Genomic DNA, 17,770 nt, shown 5'->3' with positions numbered 1-17,770 from the left:
CTCTACAAGGTTGCGCCGATATGTAGAGTCGAACCATGCTCGACTGGCGCTGTTACCAGCGCGGGGTCTTGGTCAGCGGCGGGGCCTGGTGCTGGCGGTCGTAGGCGCGCAGTTCGTCACGGATATGGGCGATGCGCTGGCGGCCCAGGGCGTTGCGGCTGTCATCCAGCACCACGCCATCAAGCAGTTCGGCCATGCGCTGCACGGTGGGCAGCATCTTTTCCCAGGCATCGAGCGCGGTCAGCGGCGCCGGCAGGGTCAGGAAGAAGGCGATGGCCGGGGTTTCCATGGCGCGGATGTTGGCCATGTCGAAGCTGCCCGGCTTCATGATGCTGGCCATCGAGAAAATCGGGCCGCGCTCGGGGTGGCCTTCCACCAGCCGGTGGAACACGTTCATGTGGCCGAATACCAGACCGGTCTTTTCCGCCGCCACCACGATGTCTTCGCCACGCAGCTGTTCGCCTGCGCGGGCGGCCACGAACAGCGAAACGATCTTGTCGAAATCCTGGGTGGCGCGCTTGCCAAGATCGTTGGCCGCGGCGTCTGCATCGGCCAGGCCCAGCTCGGCCTGCTGGCCCTCTTCGCCCAGGCCGGGTTCGCTGCGGGTCTCGGCCAGCGGTACGCCGTCTTCGCCCAGTACCGGCTCGCGGCGCTCGCCCGCAGCCGGCTCGGGGCCGTCCACGCGACGCCCCTGCGGCTTCTTCTTGGGGCGACCAAACAGGAAGATCGCAGCCACCAGCAGCAGGCCGGCGGCCAGGATGCCGATGCGCAACAGTCCCGTGTCGGACATTCGATGGGTTCTCCGGCTAGTTCATTCAGGTAACTAGAATGGCACGTCAGGCCGCGCCCGCCAATCGCGCGGCTTCTTCCAGGTCCACGCTGACCAGGCGGCTGACGCCCGGTTCGCGCATGGTCACGCCGGAAAGCTGGTGCGCCGCTTCCATCGTCGCCTTGTTATGGCTGACGAACAGGAACTGCACCTTCTCGCTCATTTCCTTGACCATGTTGGCCAGGCGACCGACGTTGGCCTCGTCCAGCGGCGCGTCCACTTCGTCCAGCAGACAGAACGGCGCGGGGTTCAGCTGGAAGATGGCAAACACCAGGGCCACCGCGGTCATCGCCTTCTCGCCACCGGACAGCAGCGAGATGCTGGACACGCGCTTGCCCGGCGGGCGCGCCATGATGGTCACGCCGGTGTCGAGCAGGTCTTCGCCGGTCAGTTCCAGGTAGGCATGGCCGCCACCGAACAGGCGCGGATACAGCGCCTGCACGCCGGCGTTGACCCGGTCGAAGGTGTCCTTGAAGCGCCCGCGCGTTTCGCGGTCGATCTTGCGGATCGCATCTTCCAGGGTTTCCAGCGCGGTGGTCAGGTCGGTGTGCTGCGCATCCAGGTAGTCCGAGCGCTGCGAGGCCTCGCCGTACTCATGGATGGCGGCCAGGTTCACTGGCTCCAGCCGGCGCATGCGCGCGTCGATCTGGTGCACGGCCTGCTCCCACTCGCCCAGGCGCGCATCGTCCGGCAGCGCCTCGAGCACCTCGGCCATCACGAAACCGGCCTTTTCCACGGCGGCCTGCAGGGTCTCGGCGCTCAGCACCAGGGCCTGCTGGTCCAGCCGGCGCTGGGAAATACGCTCACGCTGCGCCAACGCCTGCTCGTCACGCTGGTGGCGGGTCTGTTCATAGGTGCGCAGGTCGGCATCGATGCCGTCCAGCAGGGTGCGCGCCTCGGTCAGCACGCGATCGGCGCGTACGCGTTCTTCCAGCGCACGCTGGTGCTCGGCCTGCAGCGATTCCACCGGTGAATCGCCATCGTCCAGCTGCGAATGAAGTTCGCCCAGGCGCGAATCCAGCTGGACACGCTGGGTGCTCATGCGCTCCAGCGCCTGCCCCAGCGACGCCAACTGCGCGCGCTGCGATTCCAGGGTCAGTGCCAGCGCATGCGAACGCTCGCGCACCGCACGTGCAGCATCACGGGCCAGGTCGCGCGCTTCGGTCAGCTGGCGGCGCTCGCCTTCCAGGCCCTGCCGCGTCGATTCCAGATCGCCCATGCTGCTGACCGCGTTTTCCAGCCGCGAACGCGCTTCGCGCGCCTGTTCGTTGTTGGCGTCCAGCGTCTCCAGCAACTGCTTCAGCTCACCTTCGATGCGGTCGATGCGGGCACGCGCGGCCTCCACCTTGCCCTGCTGGCCCTGCAGCTGGCCGGCCAGTTCAGATACGCCGCGATGGGCCTGGTACAACGTGCGCTGCGCGTCCTCGCGCTGCTGCTCGGCGGCCAGCAACTGCTCGCGCAGGCCGGCCAAGCGCTCTTCCAGCTCGGCCTCGCGGTCCTGCAGCTGTTCGATCTGCTCGCGCAGTTCATTGATCTCGCGTTCGCGCAGCAAGGCGCCCTGCTGCGCGGCGCCGGAGCGCGACACGCGCAGCCAGCCCTGGCCCAGGCGCTCGCCGTGCTGGGTGATGATGGAATCACCTTCAGGCAGGCTGGCCTGCAGCGTCTTGGCCTCGGCCAGGTCGCGGGCACCGTGCAGGTGCGCCAGCAAGCGACGGATCGCCGCCGGGCCACGCACGCGTGCGGCCAGCGAGGTCGGCGCCACATGCAACGCGGCGTCATCGCTGGCGACCAGGGCAATGCGGCCCTCGCCCAGCTCGCCGAGCGCGTCGACCAGGCGGGACGGGTCGTCGACCAGCACGCCTTCGATCAGTTCGCCCAGCGCACTTTCAACGGCATTCTCCCAGCCGGCGTCGACGTCCAGTCGCTCGCCGACGCGTGCCGCCGAATCCAGACCATGCGACTGCAACCAGGCCACCGCAGCGCCCTGCTCCTGGCCCAGGGCGGCCTGCTGCAGGGTTTCCAGCGAGGCCAGGCGCCCACGCAGGCCATTGACCTGCTTGTGCAGCTCGGCCAGTTCGTTCTGGCCCGCGCGTTGCTGTTCCTGCACGGCGACCACGCCTTCCTTGCGGTGCTCGACCGCTTCGGTCAGCTCGTCCAGCGCGGCTTTCTGCGTGTCGTGCTGCAGGTGCAGCTGCTCGAACGCCTCTTCCAGCGCGTCCACATCCAGGCCGGCACGCTCGGCCGCCAGCGCCTCGCGGCGGCGGTCGGCATCCAGGATCTGCTTGTCCAGGTAGTCCACGCGGGTGCGCTCGACATCGCCGGCGCGCGAAGCTTCCGAACTCTGCGAAGTGTGTTGTTCCCAGCGCTGCTGCCAGCTGGCCAGGCGGTCTTCGGCCTCGCGCAGGCTTTCCTGCTTGATCTCGTTCTCTTCCTGCAGCGCTTCCAGCTGCGGGGTCGCGTCTTCGACAGCCTCGCGCAGCACGCCCAGGCGCGCCTCGTCGCCGCTGATGTGCTGGCCCAGCTCGGCCAGCGCCTGCTGGGTTTCGTCGCGCGCCTTGTGCAGGCGCTGCGACAGCTCGCGCTGGTGCTGGATCTGCTGCTCCACCCTGGCCAGCGTGCTGCCCACCTGGTAGACCGCCGCCTGTGCGGTATTCAAGGCATCGGCCGCCTCTTCGCGGCGCACGCGCGAGGTTTCGATATGGGCTTCGGCTTCACGCTGCTCGGCAATCAGCTGCTGCAGACGCGTTTCTTCCTGCAGCAGGCCCTCGCGCAGCTTGGAAAGACGGCCATCCAGGCCGCGGAATTCCAGCGCCTTCCACTGCCCATCCTTCACCCGGCGCTCTTCCTGCAGCGCCTGGTACTGCTCGGCCTGCTTGGCCTGGCGCTTCAGGTGTTCCAGCTGCTTGCCGATCTCATCGCGCAGGTCGCCCAGCCGGTCCAGGTTCTCGCGGGTGTGGCGGATGCGGGTTTCGGTTTCCTTGCGGCGTTCCTTGTACTTGGAAATGCCGGCGGCCTCTTCCAGGTACACGCGCAGGTCTTCCGGGCGCGCCTCGATGATCTGGCTGATCATGCCCTGCTCGATGATCGAGTAGCTGCGCGGGCCCAGGCCGGTGCCCAGGAACAGATCGGTAATGTCGCGACGGCGGCACTTGGTGCCGTTCAGATAATAGTTGCTGGTGCCATCGCGGCTGACCGTGCGCTTGACCGAGATTTCGTTGAACGAGGCGTATTCGCCGGAAATCGTATGATCGGAGTTGTCGAAGATCAGCTCGACGGTGGCCTGCGAGACCGGCTTGCGCGCATTGGAACCGGAGAAGATCACGTCGGTCAGCGAGTCGCCGCGCAGACGGCTGGCCGAACTCTCACCCATGACCCAGCGCACGGCGTCGATGATGTTCGACTTGCCGCAACCATTGGGGCCCACCACGCCGGTCATGTTGGTCGGCAGGTGCAGGGTGGTCGGATCGACGAACGACTTGAAGCCGGACAGCTTGATCGTGGAAAGACGCATAGGGGTTCCGGGCTGGGGCCGGCGGGCGGCCTGCTTGCCCTGCAAGTCATTGATCCTGCTGGGATCGCCGACAATGACATGGGCGTGACGCCCTGAGTATACCGATGTGGCCCGGTTCTACGAGGCATGTTCTACGCGGGGCGTGGAACATCGCAGCGCGGGCGGCGGCCGCCCAAAACAAAACGGGCACCCCTGCGGGCGCCCGTTCTGCGGTGATACCCGGCCTTTTGGCCCGGAATCAGGCCTTTTCGGCTTCGACCACAACCTTGACGGTGGTTTCCACGTCGGCGTGCAGGTGCACCAGGACGTCGTATTCACCGATGTTGCGGAAGGCGCCTTCGCCCAGGATGACCTCGCTCTTGCTCAGCTCCAGGCCGGCAGCGGTGAAGGCATCGGCGATTTCGCGGGCGCCGACCGAGCCGTACAGCTTGCCTTCGGTCGAAGCGTTGGCGGCGATGGTCACGCTCGCGCCTTCCAGCTTGGCCTTGCGGGCTTCAGCGTCGGCGTGGATGGACTGTGCCTTGGCTTCGTATTCGGCGCGCTTGGCTTCGAACTCGGCCTTGTTGGTCTCGGTGGCCGGCACGGCCTTGCCCTGCGGCACGAGGAAGTTACGGCCGTAGCCCGGCTTGACGGTGACCAGGTCACCCAGGTTGCCGAGGTTGGTGACCTTCTGCAGGAGGATCAGCTGCATGGTAGTGCTCCAGATAAGTTATTCGTTAGCGAGGCAGCGCCCCGCAACTGTGGCTGTCCGAATAGCTGGCACAGCGGGGCGGCACGGGGCCGCCCCGCCGGGCATCAGACGTCGTGGTTGTCGGTGTACGGGATCAGGGCCAGGAAGCGAGCGCGCTTGACGGCGGTCGCCAGCTGACGCTGGTACTTCGACTTGGTACCGGTGACGCGGCTCGGCACGATCTTGCCGTTCTCGGTCAGGTACTGGCGCAGGGTGTTGAGATCCTTGTAGTCGATCTCCTTCACACCTTCAGCCGTGAACTTGCAGAACTTGCGGCGACGGAAGAACTTGGACATGGGAAGGCTCCTTAGGCGGCGGAAGCGGCGTCGTCGCCGGCTTCGTTGTCAGCGGTGGTGGTGGACTCGCCTTCTTCGTCGTCACGACGACGGCGCTCACCGCGCTCCGGCTTGTCACCCTTCTCGTCCTTGCTCTTCATGATCAGCGACTGCTCGGTGTCAGCCTCGTCACGCTTGATGACCAGGTTGCGCAGCACGGCGTCGTTGAAGCGGAAGCTTTCGGTCAGCTCGTTCAGCACGGCCTGGTCGGCTTCGATGTTCAGCAGCACGTAGTGCGCCTTCACCAGGTTCTGGATCGGGTACGCCAGCTGGCGGCGGCCCCAGTCTTCCAGACGGTGGATGGTGCCGTTGCCGTTCTCGACCAGCGACTTGTAGCGCTCGATCATGGCCGGGACCTGCTCGCTCTGGTCCGGGTGGACCATGAACACGATTTCGTAATGACGACTCATGTTTTTTCTACCTTTCGGATGTGGCCTTGCGGCCGGACAGCCCCCCGCCGTGGATACCGCGGTGGGGCAAGGGTTCCCGCCCAGAGGGCAGGAAGCCGCGCATTATGGCGCAGATGGGGGTGGCGGGCAACCCGGCCCGCCGTGCCGTCGTGCCGACCAAGGTCGGCACCTACCCCTCGGCAGGTAGCGCCGGGCCATGCCCGGCGAAGGTATTCAGCCCAGATCGACGTGAAGGCGGTGCTGGCCGCACTGCAGGCACTGGAACAGGCAACCGACCATCTCGCCATCACGGGTCAGGCACTCCAATACCCCGTCGGCGTCGCGCGGATTGACCGCCGCCACGTCCGGCCGGACCTGGTCCAGGATCGGCAGCAGGTCTTCGCCGCTGGCGAATCCGAGGAACGCGCAGGGCCGTTCACAATGGCTCAGCCACACCGACTGTTGCCAGGACGGGTAGCCCGGGGTGCGCTCGCAGATCTCCAGCAGCATCTCACGCGGGATGGTCGGCGGCGGGTCGGCCGGGTCCGGCGACACCCCCTCGATATCGGTCCAGCCGGTAAATTCGCCCTCGAAACGTGCCGACGCACTGCCATCGGCAATGCACCACGGGCACAGGTAGTCGGGCTTCAGGGCGGCGTAGAACGGCCCGCGATAGCGCAGCGCGCGCGACTGGCCGCAGCCGTCACAGACCCCATCGACCGTTTCGAAGGCGGTCGCGTAGGCGTTGGGGTGATAGGTGAAAACCGGGCGTTCCATCCGTGGGTCCTTTCGTGCCGACCAAGGTCGGCACCCACCAGGCGGGTTGCGGTCGGCACCTGCCAGGCGGGTTGCGCCGGCCATTCCCCGGCGGGGTTGCGCCGGGCCATAGCGGGCGGGGTAGCGCCGGGCCATGCCCGGCGGGCGCCGGGACCGCGCGTCAGGCCTTGTCGGCGTCGGTGGTGAAGCTTTCACCGCAACCGCACTCTGCGGTGGCGTTCGGGTTGCTGAACGTGAACGTTTCGCTCAGGCCGTGCTTGCCGAAGTCGATTACGGTCCCGTCCACCAGGGCCAGGCTCTTGGCATCGACGTAGATCTTCACCCCGTCCTGGTCGAACACGGTGTCACCCTCGCGCTCGTCACGGGCCAGGTCGGTCACATGGCCCCAGCCGGAGCAACCGGTCTTGGTCACGCCGAAGCGCAGGCCCAGGGCGCCGGGGGTCTGGGCTACGAAGCGCTGCACGCGCTCGAAGGCGATGGGGGTCAGGCTGACGGCCATGAGGCTCACTCCAGGGGTACAGGGACATTATAAGGAGCCCAGCGGCGCGAAAAATGCCTCGCAAGCAGAACGCTGCAACCGGTAAACTCCCGTGTTCACAGATCGAGTCGATCAGCAGAGGATTCAAGTCATGACGGTGGTCAGCGTTGAACATGCGCTTGCCGGGAAGATCCCGGAAGGCGGCGAAGTCACGGTACGCGGTTGGGTGCGCACGGTGCGCGGTTCAGCGAATCTGGCTTTCGTGAATGTGAGCGACGGCTCCTGCTTCGCCCCGATCCAGGTCGTGGCCAACGACACCCTGGGCAACTTCGACGAGATCAAGCGCCTGACCAGCGGCTGCTCGGTCATCGCCACCGGCACCCTGGTGAAGTCGCAGGGCAAGGGCCAGTCGTTCGAGATCCAGGCCAGTGCGCTGGAAGTGGTCGGCTGGGTCGAAGACCCGCTCACCTACCCGATCCAGCCCAAGCCGATGTCGCCGGAGTTCCTGCGTGAAGTGGCGCACCTGCGCCCGCGCACCAACCTGTTCGGCGCGGTCACCCGCATCCGCAACTGCCTGGCCCAGGCCGTGCACCGTTTCTTCCACGAGAACGGCTTCAACTGGATCAGCACCCCGATCATCACCACCTCCGACGCCGAAGGCGCCGGCCAGATGTTCCGCGTGTCCACCCTGGACATGGTGAACCTGCCGCGCGACGGGAAGGGCGCGATCGACTTCAGCCGCGACTTCTTCGGCAAGGAAACCTTCCTGACCGTGTCCGGCCAGCTGAACGTCGAGGCCTACTGCCTGGCGCTGAGCAAGGTCTACACCTTCGGCCCGACCTTCCGCGCTGAAAACAGCCACACCACCCGCCATCTGGCCGAGTTCTGGATGATCGAGCCGGAAATCGCCTTCGCCGACCTGGCCGAAGACGCGCGTCTGGCCGAAGAGTTCCTGAAGTACCTGTTCCGTGCGGTACTGAACGAGCGTGGCGACGACCTGGCCTTCATCGCCGAGCGCGTGGACAAGAACGCGATCACCAAGCTGGAAGACTTCATCAACGCGCCGTTCGAGCGCATCGACTACACCGATGCGGTCAGCCTGCTGCAGAAGTCCGGCAAGAAGTTCGACTTCCCGGTCGAATGGGGCCTGGACCTGCAGACCGAGCACGAGCGCTGGCTGACCGAAGAACACGTCGGCCGCCCGGTGGTGGTGACCAACTACCCCGAGCACATCAAGGCCTTCTACATGCGCCTGAACGACGACGGCAAGACCGTGGCCGCGATGGACGTGCTGGCCCCGGGCATCGGCGAGATCATCGGCGGCAGCCAGCGCGAAGAGCGCCTGGACGTGCTGGACGCGCGCATGGCGCAGTTCGGCCTGGATCGCGAGCACTACAGCTGGTACCGCGATTTCCGCCGCTACGGCTCGGTGCCGCACGCCGGCTTCGGCCTGGGCTTCGAGCGCCTGGTGGTCTACGTCTGCGGCCTGTCCAACATCCGCGATGCCATTCCCTACCCGCGCGCCCCGGGCAGCGCGGACTTCTAAGCCCCACACGAGCACGGAGGTACTGCCCCCATGACCCTGTTCTTCGCCCTCTGTTTCGTCGGCGTTGCAGTGGCCGGGTTCAGTGCCTTCGTGATCTTCTGGCCGCTGACCCTGGTACACGTGCGCGACCGCCATCCGGCGCTCGCCGCGCGCTTTGGCAGTGGCGCCTTTCTCAAGCCCGACGCCCTGGCCTGGCTGCTGCGCCGCGATTATCGCCAGCAGCCGGACCGCTCGCTGTCCGGGCTGGCGACGCCGGCCTGGGTATCGCTGCTGACCCTGCTGGCCGGACTGGGCATGGCTGCCCTGCTCTGGCTGGCCTCGCTCTGGTAATACGCACATGAACGACAACAACGACGCCCGCGACAGCTGGTGGCTGGCCAGCCTTGGCAACACCCTGATCTGGGCCCGCCTGCGCGTGCGCCCGGCCGGCACCGCCGAAGTGCTGGACAGCGATGGCAACACGCTGAGCTACGACAGCGAAGATACTGCCCGTTCGCAGCTGTTCGATGCCGAATTCGTCGAGTACGACGGTCTGGACGAAGAAGACGCGCTGGTCCGCGGCTTCAGCCTGCATGAAGTGCAGCCGCCGCAGGCCGGCAGCGATGAAGGCCTGCGCGGCCGCATGGTGCAGTCGCTGGGCGGGCGCGCCTGAGCCCAGGCCGATGTTCACCCCGCGCGCCTTCGCCGAAACCGACCTGCGCTGGCTGGACCGCCTGCTGGCCCGCGATGCGTTTGTCACCGTGCTGACCACCGGTGAGGACGGCCTGCCGGAACTGACCCGGATGCCAGTGCTGTACCAGCGCCAGGGCACCCAGATCGAACTGCGTGGGCACTGGGCCCGGGCCAACCCGCAGTCGCGCCGCGACGGCCCGGCCAAGGTGCTGGTGGATGGCCCGCACGGGTACGTGTCGGCCAGCTGGTACCCCGACAAGGACGCCGCCGCACGCGTTCCCACTTGGAACTACGCCGCCGCCGAACTGCGCGGGCAGCTGCAGCGGTTCGACGACCCGGCCGCACTGGCCGACCTGGTCGGCGCCATCAGCGACCATTACGAAGCCAGCGTCGGGCAGTCGTGGCAGTTCGAGGCCGACCGCCCCGAACACGGGCCGGAACTGCGCGCCATCGTCGGCTTCCGTTTCCAGGTTGAACACGTGCAGGTGAAGCTGAAGCTGAGCCAGAACCACCCCGAAGCCAACCAGCTGGCGGTGATCGCTGCGCTGGATGAGCTGCACACCCCCGCATCCACCGAGCTGGCGCAGTGGATGCGCTGGCACCGCGACGAGGCCGCCGCCGGCGGCTGAGCGCCCGTTTCCCCACCACGACGCGGCCGGAAGGGCCGCCTCGTGCGCCCACCTGACGTCAGGGACACCCGAACATGAAAGACATCCACAAGCTGCTGCAGAACAACCGCGAATGGGCCGACCGCATCGAAAAGGAAGACCCTGAGTTCTTCCACCAGCTGGCCAAGCAGCAGCATCCGGAGTACCTGTGGATCGGCTGTTCCGATTCGCGCGTGCCGGCCAACCAGATCATCGGCATGGCCCCGGGCGAGGTGTTCGTGCACCGCAACGTGGCCAACGTAGTGGCCCACAGCGACCTGAACTGCCTGAGCGTGGTGCAATACGCGGTGGACCAGCTGAAGGTGAAACACATCCTGATCGTGGGCCATTACGGCTGCGGTGGCGTGCACGCCTGCCTGCACAACACCCGCGTGGGCCTGGCCGACAACTGGCTGCGCCACGTGGGCGATGTGGCACAGAAACACGCGGCCATCCTCGATGCGATCGACGATGACGAGCTCAAGCACGCCCGCCTGTGCGAACTGAACGTGATCGAACAGGTGGCCAACCTGTGCCGCTCCACCATTGTGGAAGACGCCTGGGCGCGTGGCCAGAAGCTGATGGTGCACGGTTGGGTGTACAGCCTGAAGGACGGCCGGGTGAGCGAGATGGGCATCGACGTCGGCGCCCAGGACGAGCTGAAGCCGGCGTACGAAAAGGCCCTGGCCTTCGTACCCCGCCACGGCAAGCGCGACTGACCGACCGGAGACTGCCATGCTCGCCTCGCCGATCAACCTGCTGGCCTGGATCGAAGAACACCGGCACCTGCTGAAGCCGCCGGTGGGCAACAAGATGATCGAGAACGGCGACTTCATCGTGATGGTGGTGGGCGGGCCGAACTCGCGCACCGACTACCACTACGACGAAGGCCCGGAGTGGTTCTACCAACTGGAAGGCGAGATGGTGCTGAAGGTCCAGGAAGACGGCGCCGTGCGCGATATCCCGATCCGTGCCGGCGAGATCTTCCTGCTGCCGGGCAAGGTGCCGCATTCGCCGCGGCGCCCGCCCGGCGGCGTCGGTCTGGTGGTGGAGCGCAAGCGCCTGGCGCATGAGCGCGATGGCGTGATCTGGCATTGCGAGCAGTGCAACCACAAGTTGTACGAAGAGTACTTCACCCTGCAGAACATCGAGACCGACCTGCCCAAGGTCTTCGCGCGCTATCAGGCCAGCCTGGAACTGCGCACCTGCAGTGAATGCGGCCACGTGGATCCGTTGCCGGCGCCCGCAGCGGGCTGACGCTCCGCCGGGCATGGCCCGGCGCTACCGGGACGCGTGAACTCCGGGTAGCGCCGGGCCATGCCCGGCGAGCGCACCGCGCGGCATCACGCAGGCGCCAGGCGCTACACTGGCAATCCCGTTGCAGCCTGTTGCCCGCCCATGTCCGATCTGCTCAGCCGCACCCACTCCATTGCCCTGGACGCTGCCGATCCGCTGCGCCCGCTGCGCAACGAATTCCTGATTCCGCGCCATGGCGGCGGTGAGCAGACCTACTTCGTCGGCAATTCGCTGGGCCTGCAGCCGCGCGGCGCGCAGGCCGCCGTGCAGGAAGTGATGAAGCAGTGGGGCGAGCTGGCCGTGGAAGGCCATTTCACCGGCCCCACCCAGTGGCTGTCCTACCACCGTCTGGTGAGCGCGCAGCTGGCCCGCGTGGTCGGCGCCCTGCCCAGCGAAGTGGTGGCGATGAACACGCTGAGCGTGAACCTGCACCTGATGATGGTCAGCTTCTACCGGCCCACCGCGCAGCGCCCGGTCATCCTGATGGAAGCAGGCGCCTTCCCGACCGACCGCCACGCGGTGGAAGCGCAGATCCGCTTCCACGGCTTCGACCCGGCCGACTGCCTGGTGGAAGTGCAGCCGGATGAAGCCAACGGCACGATTTCGACGGCGGCCATCGAACACGCCATCGCCGAACACGGCCCGCGCCTGGCGCTGGTGCTGTGGCCGGGCGTGCAGTACCGCAGCGGCCAGGTGTTCGATCTGGACGCGATCACCCGCGCCGCGCGCCTGCAGGGCGCCCGCATCGGCTTCGACCTGGCCCATTCGGTCGGCAACGTACCGCTGCACCTGCACGATGTGGCGCCCGACTTCGCCGTGTGGTGCCACTACAAGTACCTCAACAGCGGCCCGGGTGCCGTGGCCGGTGCCTTCGTGCACGAGCGCCACCACCGCGACACCACCCTGCCGCGTTTTGCCGGCTGGTGGGGCCATGAAGAGGCCACGCGCTTCCAGATGTCGCCGCAGTTCACCCCGGCCGTGGGTGCCGAAGGCTGGCAGTTGAGCAATCCGCCGATCCTGGGCCTGGCCCCGCTGCGCGCATCGCTGGACCTGTTCGAGCGCGCCGGCATGGAGGCGCTGCGCAGCAAATCGCTGGCGCTGACCGGCCTGCTCGATGCACTGGTGCGCGCGCGCCTGCCGCAGGTGCTGGACGTGGTCACCCCATCCGAACCGGAACGCCGCGGCTGCCAGCTGTCGCTGCGGGTGATCGGCGGCCGCGAACGTGGCCGCGCGCTGTTCGAATACCTGCGTGGCGTCGGCGTGCTCGGCGACTGGCGCGAGCCGGACGTCATCCGCATTTCGCCCACCCCGCTCTACAACCGCTACCTGGACGTGCACCATTTCGTCGAGGAAGTGGAAGCCTGGGCCGGCCTGTAAGCCGCGCCCTCCCCTATTGCTGGACAGTTCGTTGATCGCACACGCCTCCCGCTCCCTGAGCATCATCGGCGCCGGCCTGGCCGGTTCCCTGCTGGCCATCCTGCTGTCGCGGCAGGGCTGGCGCATCACCCTGTACGAACGCCGCGGCGACCCGCGCGTGGCCGATTATGAAAGCGGCCGTTCGATCAACCTGGCCCTGGCCGAGCGCGGCCGCAATGCACTGCGCCAGGCCGGCGTGGAAGACGAAGTGATGGCCCGCGCGGTGATGATGCGCGGGCGCATGGTTCACCCGCGCGAAGGCGATCCGCAGCTGCAGCGCTATGGCCGCGACGACAGCGAAGTGATCTGGTCGATCCATCGCAGTGAACTGAACACCACGCTGCTGCAACTGGCCGAAGAAGCCGGTGCCACCGTGCATTTCCACCGCCGCCTGCATACCGTGGATTTCGACGCCGGCTACGCGCGCTTCATCGATGACCGCGATGACAGCCCGCATGACATCCGCTTCGACAGCCTGATCGGCGCCGACGGTGCAGGTTCGGCGCTGCGTGCGGCAATGAACCGGCGCGCGCCGCTGGGCGAGGACATCGCCTTCCTCGACCATTCCTACAAGGAACTGGAAATCCCGCCGGCCGCCGATGGCAGCTTCCGCATCGAGCGCAATGCGCTGCACATCTGGCCGCGCGGCCACTACATGTGCATCGCCCTGCCCAACCACGAAGGCACCTTCACCGTCACCCTGTTCCTGCCCAACCAGGGCAACCCCAGCTTCGCCACGGTCAACACCGGTGCGCAGGCCGAGGCGCTGTTCGCCGCCGTATTCGCCGATGCGCTGCCGCTGATCCCGGACCTGCGCGCGGACTGGGAACAGCATCCGCCAGGCCTGCTGGGCACGCTGACCCTGGAGCGCTGGCACCAGGACGGCCGCGCCGTGCTGATCGGCGATGCCGCGCATGCGATGGTGCCGTTCCACGGCCAGGGCATGAACTGCGCGTTCGAAGATTGCGTGGCGCTGGCCCGGCACCTGATGGACGCCGACGATCTGCAGGGCGCCTTTGCCGCCTTCGAAGCCGAGCGCAAACCCAATGCGCAGGCGATCCAGCAGATGGCGCTGGAAAACTACCTGGAAATGCGTGACCGCGTGGCCGACCCGGCCTTCCTGCTGCAGCGCGAGCTGGAACAGGAACTGCAGCGGCGCTGGCCGACCCGCTTCGTGCCGCACTACACCATGGTCACCTTCCTGCACACGCCGTATGCCGAAGCACTGCGCCGCACCGAACTGCAGCGCGACATGCTGGTGGCGGCCACGGCCGGCCACACCACGCTGGACAACATCGACTGGGCCGCACTGGAAGCGCAGATCCACGCGCAGCTGCCGGTGCTGGAGGGCGCGCACTGATGGCTGACAGCTTCCTGTTCTACGACCTGGAAACCTTCGGCCAGGATCCGCGCCGCACCCGCATCGCGCAGTTCGCGGCCATGCGCACCGACGCCGATCTGAACGTGATCGACACGCCGGTCAGCTTCTTCGTGCGCCCGGCCGATGATCTGCTGCCCTCGCCCATGGCCACCCTGGTGACCGGCATCACCCCGCAGCAGGCCATGGCCGAGGGCGTGAGCGAGGCCGAGGCGTTCGACCGCATCAACGAACAGATGTCACGGCCCGGCACCTGTGCGCTGGGCTACAACACCCTGCGCTTTGACGACGAATTCATCCGCTACGGCCTGTTCCGCAACTTCCACGATCCTTACGAGCGCGAGTGGCGCAACGGCAACTCGCGCTGGGACCTGCTGGACATGCTGCGGCTGATGCGCGCGCTGCGCCCGGACGGCATCCAGTGGCCGCAGCGCGAGGACGGCGCGACCTCGTTCAAGCTGGAACACCTGGCCGAGGCCAATGGCGTGCGCGACGGCGATGCGCATGAAGCGCTTTCCGATGTGCGCGCCACGTTGGGCATGGCCCGCTTGTTCAAGCAGTCGCAGCCGCGCCTGTGGGACTACGCCCTCAAGCTGCGCGACAAGCGCTTTGTCGGCAGTCTTCTGGACGTGGCGGCGATGCAGCCGGTGCTGCACATTTCCATGCGCTACCCGGCCAGCCGCCTGTGCGCCGCGCCGGTGCTGCCGCTGGCCATGCACCCGACCATCGGCAACCGCGCCATCGTGTTCGATCTGGACGGCGAAGTGGACGACCTGCTGGCACTGCCGGCCGAGGTGATCGCCCAGCGCCTGTACCTGCGCGCCAGCGAACTACCCGAGGGCGTGGCCCGCGTGCCGCTGAAGGAAGTGCATCTGAACAAGGTGCCGGCGCTGGTGGCCTGGAACCACCTGCGTGCCGATGACCATGCACGGCTGGGGCTGGACGTGGCCGCGATCGAAGCCAAGGCCGCGCGCCTGCGCGAGGTGGCGCCACAGCTGGCCGAGAAGGCCCGCCAGGTGTTCAACCAGCCGCGCCCACCGATGCTGACCGATGTGGACGCCTCGTTGTACGACGGTTTCCTCGGCGCCGGCGACAAGCCGTTGCTGGCCCTGGCCCGCACCACCGCGCCGCAGCAACTGGCCGCGCTGGAAGAGCGCTTCCGCGACCCGCGATTGCCCGAACTGCTGTTCCGCTACCGCGCCCGCAACCATCCCGGCACCCTGTCGCCGGCCGAACAGGAACGCTGGCAGGCGTACCGCCGCCAACGTCTGCTGGGCGAACAGGGCCTGGGTGAACTGAACCTGCCCCAGTACCAGCAGCAGATCGACGCGCTGGCCGCCGAAGCGCCCGACGACGTGCGCCGCGCCGAGCTGCTGCAGTCGCTGCGCGACTGGGGCCACCACCTGCAGGAGCAGCTGTGAGTACGTATTTTTCCGAGGCCAGTTTCAAGTTCCTGCGCAGCCTGGCGCGGCACAACGAAAAGGCCTGGTTCAACGACCATCGCCAGCAGTACGAAGACCACGTGCGGCAGCCCTTCCTGCGCCTGCTGGGCGACCTGCAGCCCGCGCTGGGTGAAGTGAGCGAGCACTTCCGCGCCGACACCCGCGGCGTCGGCGGCTCGCTGTTCCGCATCCACCGTGACGCGCGCTTCTCCAACGACAAGTCGCCGTACAAGACCTGGCAGGGTGCGCGCCTGTTCCACGAGCGCCGCCGTGAAGTGGCCGCGCCCTCGTTCTACATCCACCTGCAGCCAGGCGAGAGCTTCGTCGGCGCCGGCCTGTGGCACCCGGAACCGGAGACCCAGCGCCGCGTGCGCCACTTCATCCTGGACAACCCGGGCAGCTGGAAGGCGGCGGCGCACGGCGCGCCCCTGCGCAAGCGCTTCGACTTCGAGCAGAGCGAGAAGCTGGTGCGGCCGCCGCGCGGCTTCCCGGCCGACTTCGAATTCATCGACGATCTGAAGCATCGCAACTGGGTCATGTGGCGTTCGCTGGACGATGACACCATGACCGGCCCGCGCCTGCTGTCCACCCTGGGCAAGGACCTGGCCACTCTGGCTCCGTTCGTGGACTACCTGTGCGCGGCACTGGACCTGGAGTTCTGATGGGCGACACCCTGCCCCTGGCCCAGCAGCGCCGCATGCTGGGCCGTACCGGGCTGGCCGTCTCACCGGTCGGGCTGGGCTGTTCGGGCTTCTGGGGCCATCCGCGCTTCTCCGAGGAGACCGCCGCAGCAGTGGTCGAGCATGCGCTGGCACAGGGCATGAACCTGCTCGACACCGGCCACAACTACTCCGGCTTCCACGCCGAACCGCGCCTGGGCCGCATCCTGCGCCCGCTGCTGGCACGCTTCCCGCGCGAGTCGCTGGTGATTTCCAGCAAGGGCGGCACACTGACCGGGCAGGCCGGGATCAGCGGTGCCGAGCAGCGTGATTTCTCGCCGGCGGCGATCACCGCCAGCTGCGAGGCGTCGCTGCGCAACCTGGGCCTGGACTACCTGGACGTGTACCAGCTGCACGGTGCCAGCCAGCACAACATCAACGACGATCTGCTGCACGCGCTGGCCCGCCTGCGCGAACGCGGGCTGATCCGGCACACCGGCATCAACACCCATTCGGCCGCCACGCTGCAATGGATGATCGACCACCCGCAGGCCTTCGACGTGGTGCTGCTGGATTTCAACGCATTGCAGCAGGACCGCGCGCCGCTGATCGATCGGCTGCACGCGGCCGGTATCGGCGTGCTGGCCGGCACGGTGCTGGCACAGGGGCATCTGCTGCCGGCACGCCCGCGCCTGCCCCGGCTGGCCGATGCCTGGTACCTGGCCCGCGCATGGCTGAAACCGAGCAGCCGCCAGTTGATGCGCAGTGCCGGTGCGATGCGCCGCGCGGTGGCCGGCATCGATGGCCAGCGCCCGGCGCAGACCGCCTTCGCCTACGTGCTGCAACACCCCGGCGTGGCCAGCGGCATCCTCGGCACCACCCGCCTGCGCAGCCTGGATGAGGTGCTGGCTACCCGCGTGGACGCACTAAGCGCTGCCGAACGGCAGCGGCTGGTGGCCGCATTCGGTGATGGCCGCGGCTCACCCAGTCACTGAGTCTTCACCTGCGCGGCCGGCGTTTGCGGCAGTCTGGGCGGCATGAAGAAGCTCATCGGCGTCCTGATCCTGGCGGTTGCGGCCGTGTGTGCGTGGTGGTTCGGCGGCCCCTACCTGACCGTCCACGGCCTGTCCAAGGCCATCGAGCAGCGCGACACCGCGCGGCTGGAGCGCTACGTGGACTTTCCCCGCGTGCGCAGCAGCCTGCGCGCGCAGCTCAATGATTACCTGGTGCGCCAGGCCGGGCCCGAGGTGGCCAGCAGTCCCTTCGGTGCGCTTCTGTATGGCCTGGGCGACCAGTTGGGCGGCGCGGCGGTGGACACGATGATCACCCCCACCGGCATTGGTGCAGTGCTGCAGGGCCACGTGTTGTGGAAGCGTGGCCGCAACGAACTGCAGGGCGGCGATGCCTTCGGCCCGACCGAACCGGCGCAGCCGCTGAAGCACGCCAAACACCATTTCGAGGCGTTGGACCGGTTCGTGGTGGATATGGACCGCGGGCCCGGCCAGCCACCGTTGAAGGTGGTGCTGGAACCGCAGGGCCTGCGCTGGAAGGTGGTGGACCTGCAGCTGGGGATGTCGGGCAGCCCGTAAGCCCCGAGCCGCTGCGCTCGCCGGGCATGGCCCGGCGCTACCACCGTCGCCCCATCTGGTAGCGCCGGGCCATGCC

Annotated in this window: 19 protein-coding genes; 12 read left to right on the top strand and 7 right to left on the bottom strand. The window is 67.5% G+C overall.

Features of this window, described 5'->3' with window-relative positions:
* Window positions 1-52: 52 nt before the first annotated feature.
* The 7 genes from zipA to IAE58_RS07705 form a co-directional block, all read right to left on the bottom strand.
* Window positions 53-790, bottom strand: coding sequence for a cell division protein ZipA (zipA, locus tag IAE58_RS07735; RefSeq protein WP_199932487.1), 738 nt, complete (start codon window positions 788-790; stop codon window positions 53-55).
* A gap of 46 nt (window positions 791-836) precedes the next feature.
* On the bottom strand, window positions 837-4,340 hold the full coding sequence (smc, locus tag IAE58_RS07730) for a chromosome segregation protein SMC (RefSeq protein ID WP_199932486.1): 3,504 nt from the start codon (window positions 4,338-4,340) through the stop codon (window positions 837-839).
* Between the two features lie 238 nt (window positions 4,341-4,578).
* A complete protein-coding gene (gene rplI, locus IAE58_RS07725; RefSeq protein WP_108750008.1) occupies window positions 4,579-5,031 on the bottom strand; it encodes a 50S ribosomal protein L9 in 453 nt (150 codons plus the stop codon).
* A gap of 104 nt (window positions 5,032-5,135) precedes the next feature.
* Window positions 5,136-5,366, bottom strand: a complete 231-nt coding sequence (rpsR, locus tag IAE58_RS07720) for a 30S ribosomal protein S18 (protein WP_002804494.1) — start codon at window positions 5,364-5,366, stop codon at window positions 5,136-5,138.
* An 11-nt stretch (window positions 5,367-5,377) separates the two neighbouring features.
* Window positions 5,378-5,815, bottom strand: coding sequence for a 30S ribosomal protein S6 (gene rpsF / locus IAE58_RS07715; protein ID WP_049445625.1), 438 nt, complete (start codon window positions 5,813-5,815; stop codon window positions 5,378-5,380).
* Between the two features lie 213 nt (window positions 5,816-6,028).
* Window positions 6,029-6,571 carry a CbrC family protein gene (locus IAE58_RS07710; RefSeq protein ID WP_199932485.1) on the bottom strand — a complete coding sequence of 181 codons (543 nt, stop codon included), beginning with the start codon at window positions 6,569-6,571 and terminating at the stop codon, window positions 6,029-6,031.
* 160 nt (window positions 6,572-6,731) lie between these two features.
* Window positions 6,732-7,070 carry an iron-sulfur cluster assembly accessory protein gene (locus tag IAE58_RS07705; RefSeq protein ID WP_006452998.1) on the bottom strand — a complete coding sequence of 113 codons (339 nt, stop codon included), beginning with the start codon at window positions 7,068-7,070 and terminating at the stop codon, window positions 6,732-6,734.
* A gap of 130 nt (window positions 7,071-7,200) precedes the next feature.
* Here IAE58_RS07705 and asnS point away from each other — a divergent pair, with 130 nt between their 5' ends.
* The 12 genes from asnS to IAE58_RS07645 all read left to right on the top strand — a co-directional run bounded on the left by asnS (window position 7,201) and on the right by IAE58_RS07645 (window position 17,694).
* The gene (gene asnS / locus IAE58_RS07700; protein ID WP_199932484.1) at window positions 7,201-8,595 is read left to right on the top strand and encodes an asparagine--tRNA ligase; all 1,395 of its coding nucleotides are present in this window, start codon (window positions 7,201-7,203) and stop codon (window positions 8,593-8,595) included.
* Between the two features lie 30 nt (window positions 8,596-8,625).
* The gene (locus IAE58_RS07695; protein ID WP_005410232.1) at window positions 8,626-8,925 is read left to right on the top strand and encodes a hypothetical protein; all 300 of its coding nucleotides are present in this window, start codon (window positions 8,626-8,628) and stop codon (window positions 8,923-8,925) included.
* A 7-nt stretch (window positions 8,926-8,932) separates the two neighbouring features.
* Window positions 8,933-9,247: a hypothetical protein gene (locus IAE58_RS07690; RefSeq protein ID WP_108750011.1), complete on the top strand. Its 315-nt coding sequence runs from the start codon at window positions 8,933-8,935 to the stop codon at window positions 9,245-9,247.
* Between the two features lie 10 nt (window positions 9,248-9,257).
* Complete coding sequence (locus IAE58_RS07685; RefSeq protein ID WP_199932483.1) at window positions 9,258-9,896, top strand: FMN-binding negative transcriptional regulator; 639 nt, start codon at window positions 9,258-9,260, stop codon at window positions 9,894-9,896.
* A 74-nt stretch (window positions 9,897-9,970) separates the two neighbouring features.
* Window positions 9,971-10,633, top strand: a complete 663-nt coding sequence (gene can, locus IAE58_RS07680) for a carbonate dehydratase (protein ID WP_108750013.1) — start codon at window positions 9,971-9,973, stop codon at window positions 10,631-10,633.
* 16 nt (window positions 10,634-10,649) lie between these two features.
* The gene (locus IAE58_RS07675) at window positions 10,650-11,171 is read left to right on the top strand and encodes a 3-hydroxyanthranilate 3,4-dioxygenase (protein WP_108753534.1); all 522 of its coding nucleotides are present in this window, start codon (window positions 10,650-10,652) and stop codon (window positions 11,169-11,171) included.
* Window positions 11,172-11,312: 141 nt separating this feature from the next.
* The gene (gene kynU, locus IAE58_RS07670) at window positions 11,313-12,587 is read left to right on the top strand and encodes a kynureninase (protein WP_199932482.1); all 1,275 of its coding nucleotides are present in this window, start codon (window positions 11,313-11,315) and stop codon (window positions 12,585-12,587) included.
* A 31-nt stretch (window positions 12,588-12,618) separates the two neighbouring features.
* Window positions 12,619-13,986 carry an NAD(P)/FAD-dependent oxidoreductase gene (locus IAE58_RS07665; protein ID WP_199932481.1) on the top strand — a complete coding sequence of 456 codons (1,368 nt, stop codon included), beginning with the start codon at window positions 12,619-12,621 and terminating at the stop codon, window positions 13,984-13,986.
* Window positions 13,986-15,425, top strand: a complete 1,440-nt coding sequence (sbcB, locus tag IAE58_RS07660) for an exodeoxyribonuclease I (RefSeq protein WP_199932480.1) — start codon at window positions 13,986-13,988, stop codon at window positions 15,423-15,425. The genes IAE58_RS07665 and sbcB overlap by 1 nt, the downstream gene beginning before the upstream one ends.
* A complete protein-coding gene (locus tag IAE58_RS07655; RefSeq protein WP_108756590.1) occupies window positions 15,422-16,108 on the top strand; it encodes a DUF2461 domain-containing protein in 687 nt (228 codons plus the stop codon). Before sbcB ends, IAE58_RS07655 begins: the two co-directional genes overlap by 4 nt.
* Window positions 16,108-17,100: an aldo/keto reductase gene (locus IAE58_RS07650; protein ID WP_199932479.1), complete on the top strand. Its 993-nt coding sequence runs from the start codon at window positions 16,108-16,110 to the stop codon at window positions 17,098-17,100. Before IAE58_RS07655 ends, IAE58_RS07650 begins: the two co-directional genes overlap by 1 nt.
* Before the next feature lie 42 nt (window positions 17,101-17,142).
* Window positions 17,143-17,694 carry a DUF2939 domain-containing protein gene (locus IAE58_RS07645; protein ID WP_199932478.1) on the top strand — a complete coding sequence of 184 codons (552 nt, stop codon included), beginning with the start codon at window positions 17,143-17,145 and terminating at the stop codon, window positions 17,692-17,694.
* The last annotated feature ends 76 nt before the right edge of the window (window positions 17,695-17,770 follow it).

It is taken from the genome of Stenotrophomonas sp. S49 (assembly GCF_016624905.1).
GTDB lineage: Bacteria > Pseudomonadota > Gammaproteobacteria > Xanthomonadales > Xanthomonadaceae > Stenotrophomonas.
This window is presented reverse-complemented; position numbering and strand designations above follow the sequence as displayed.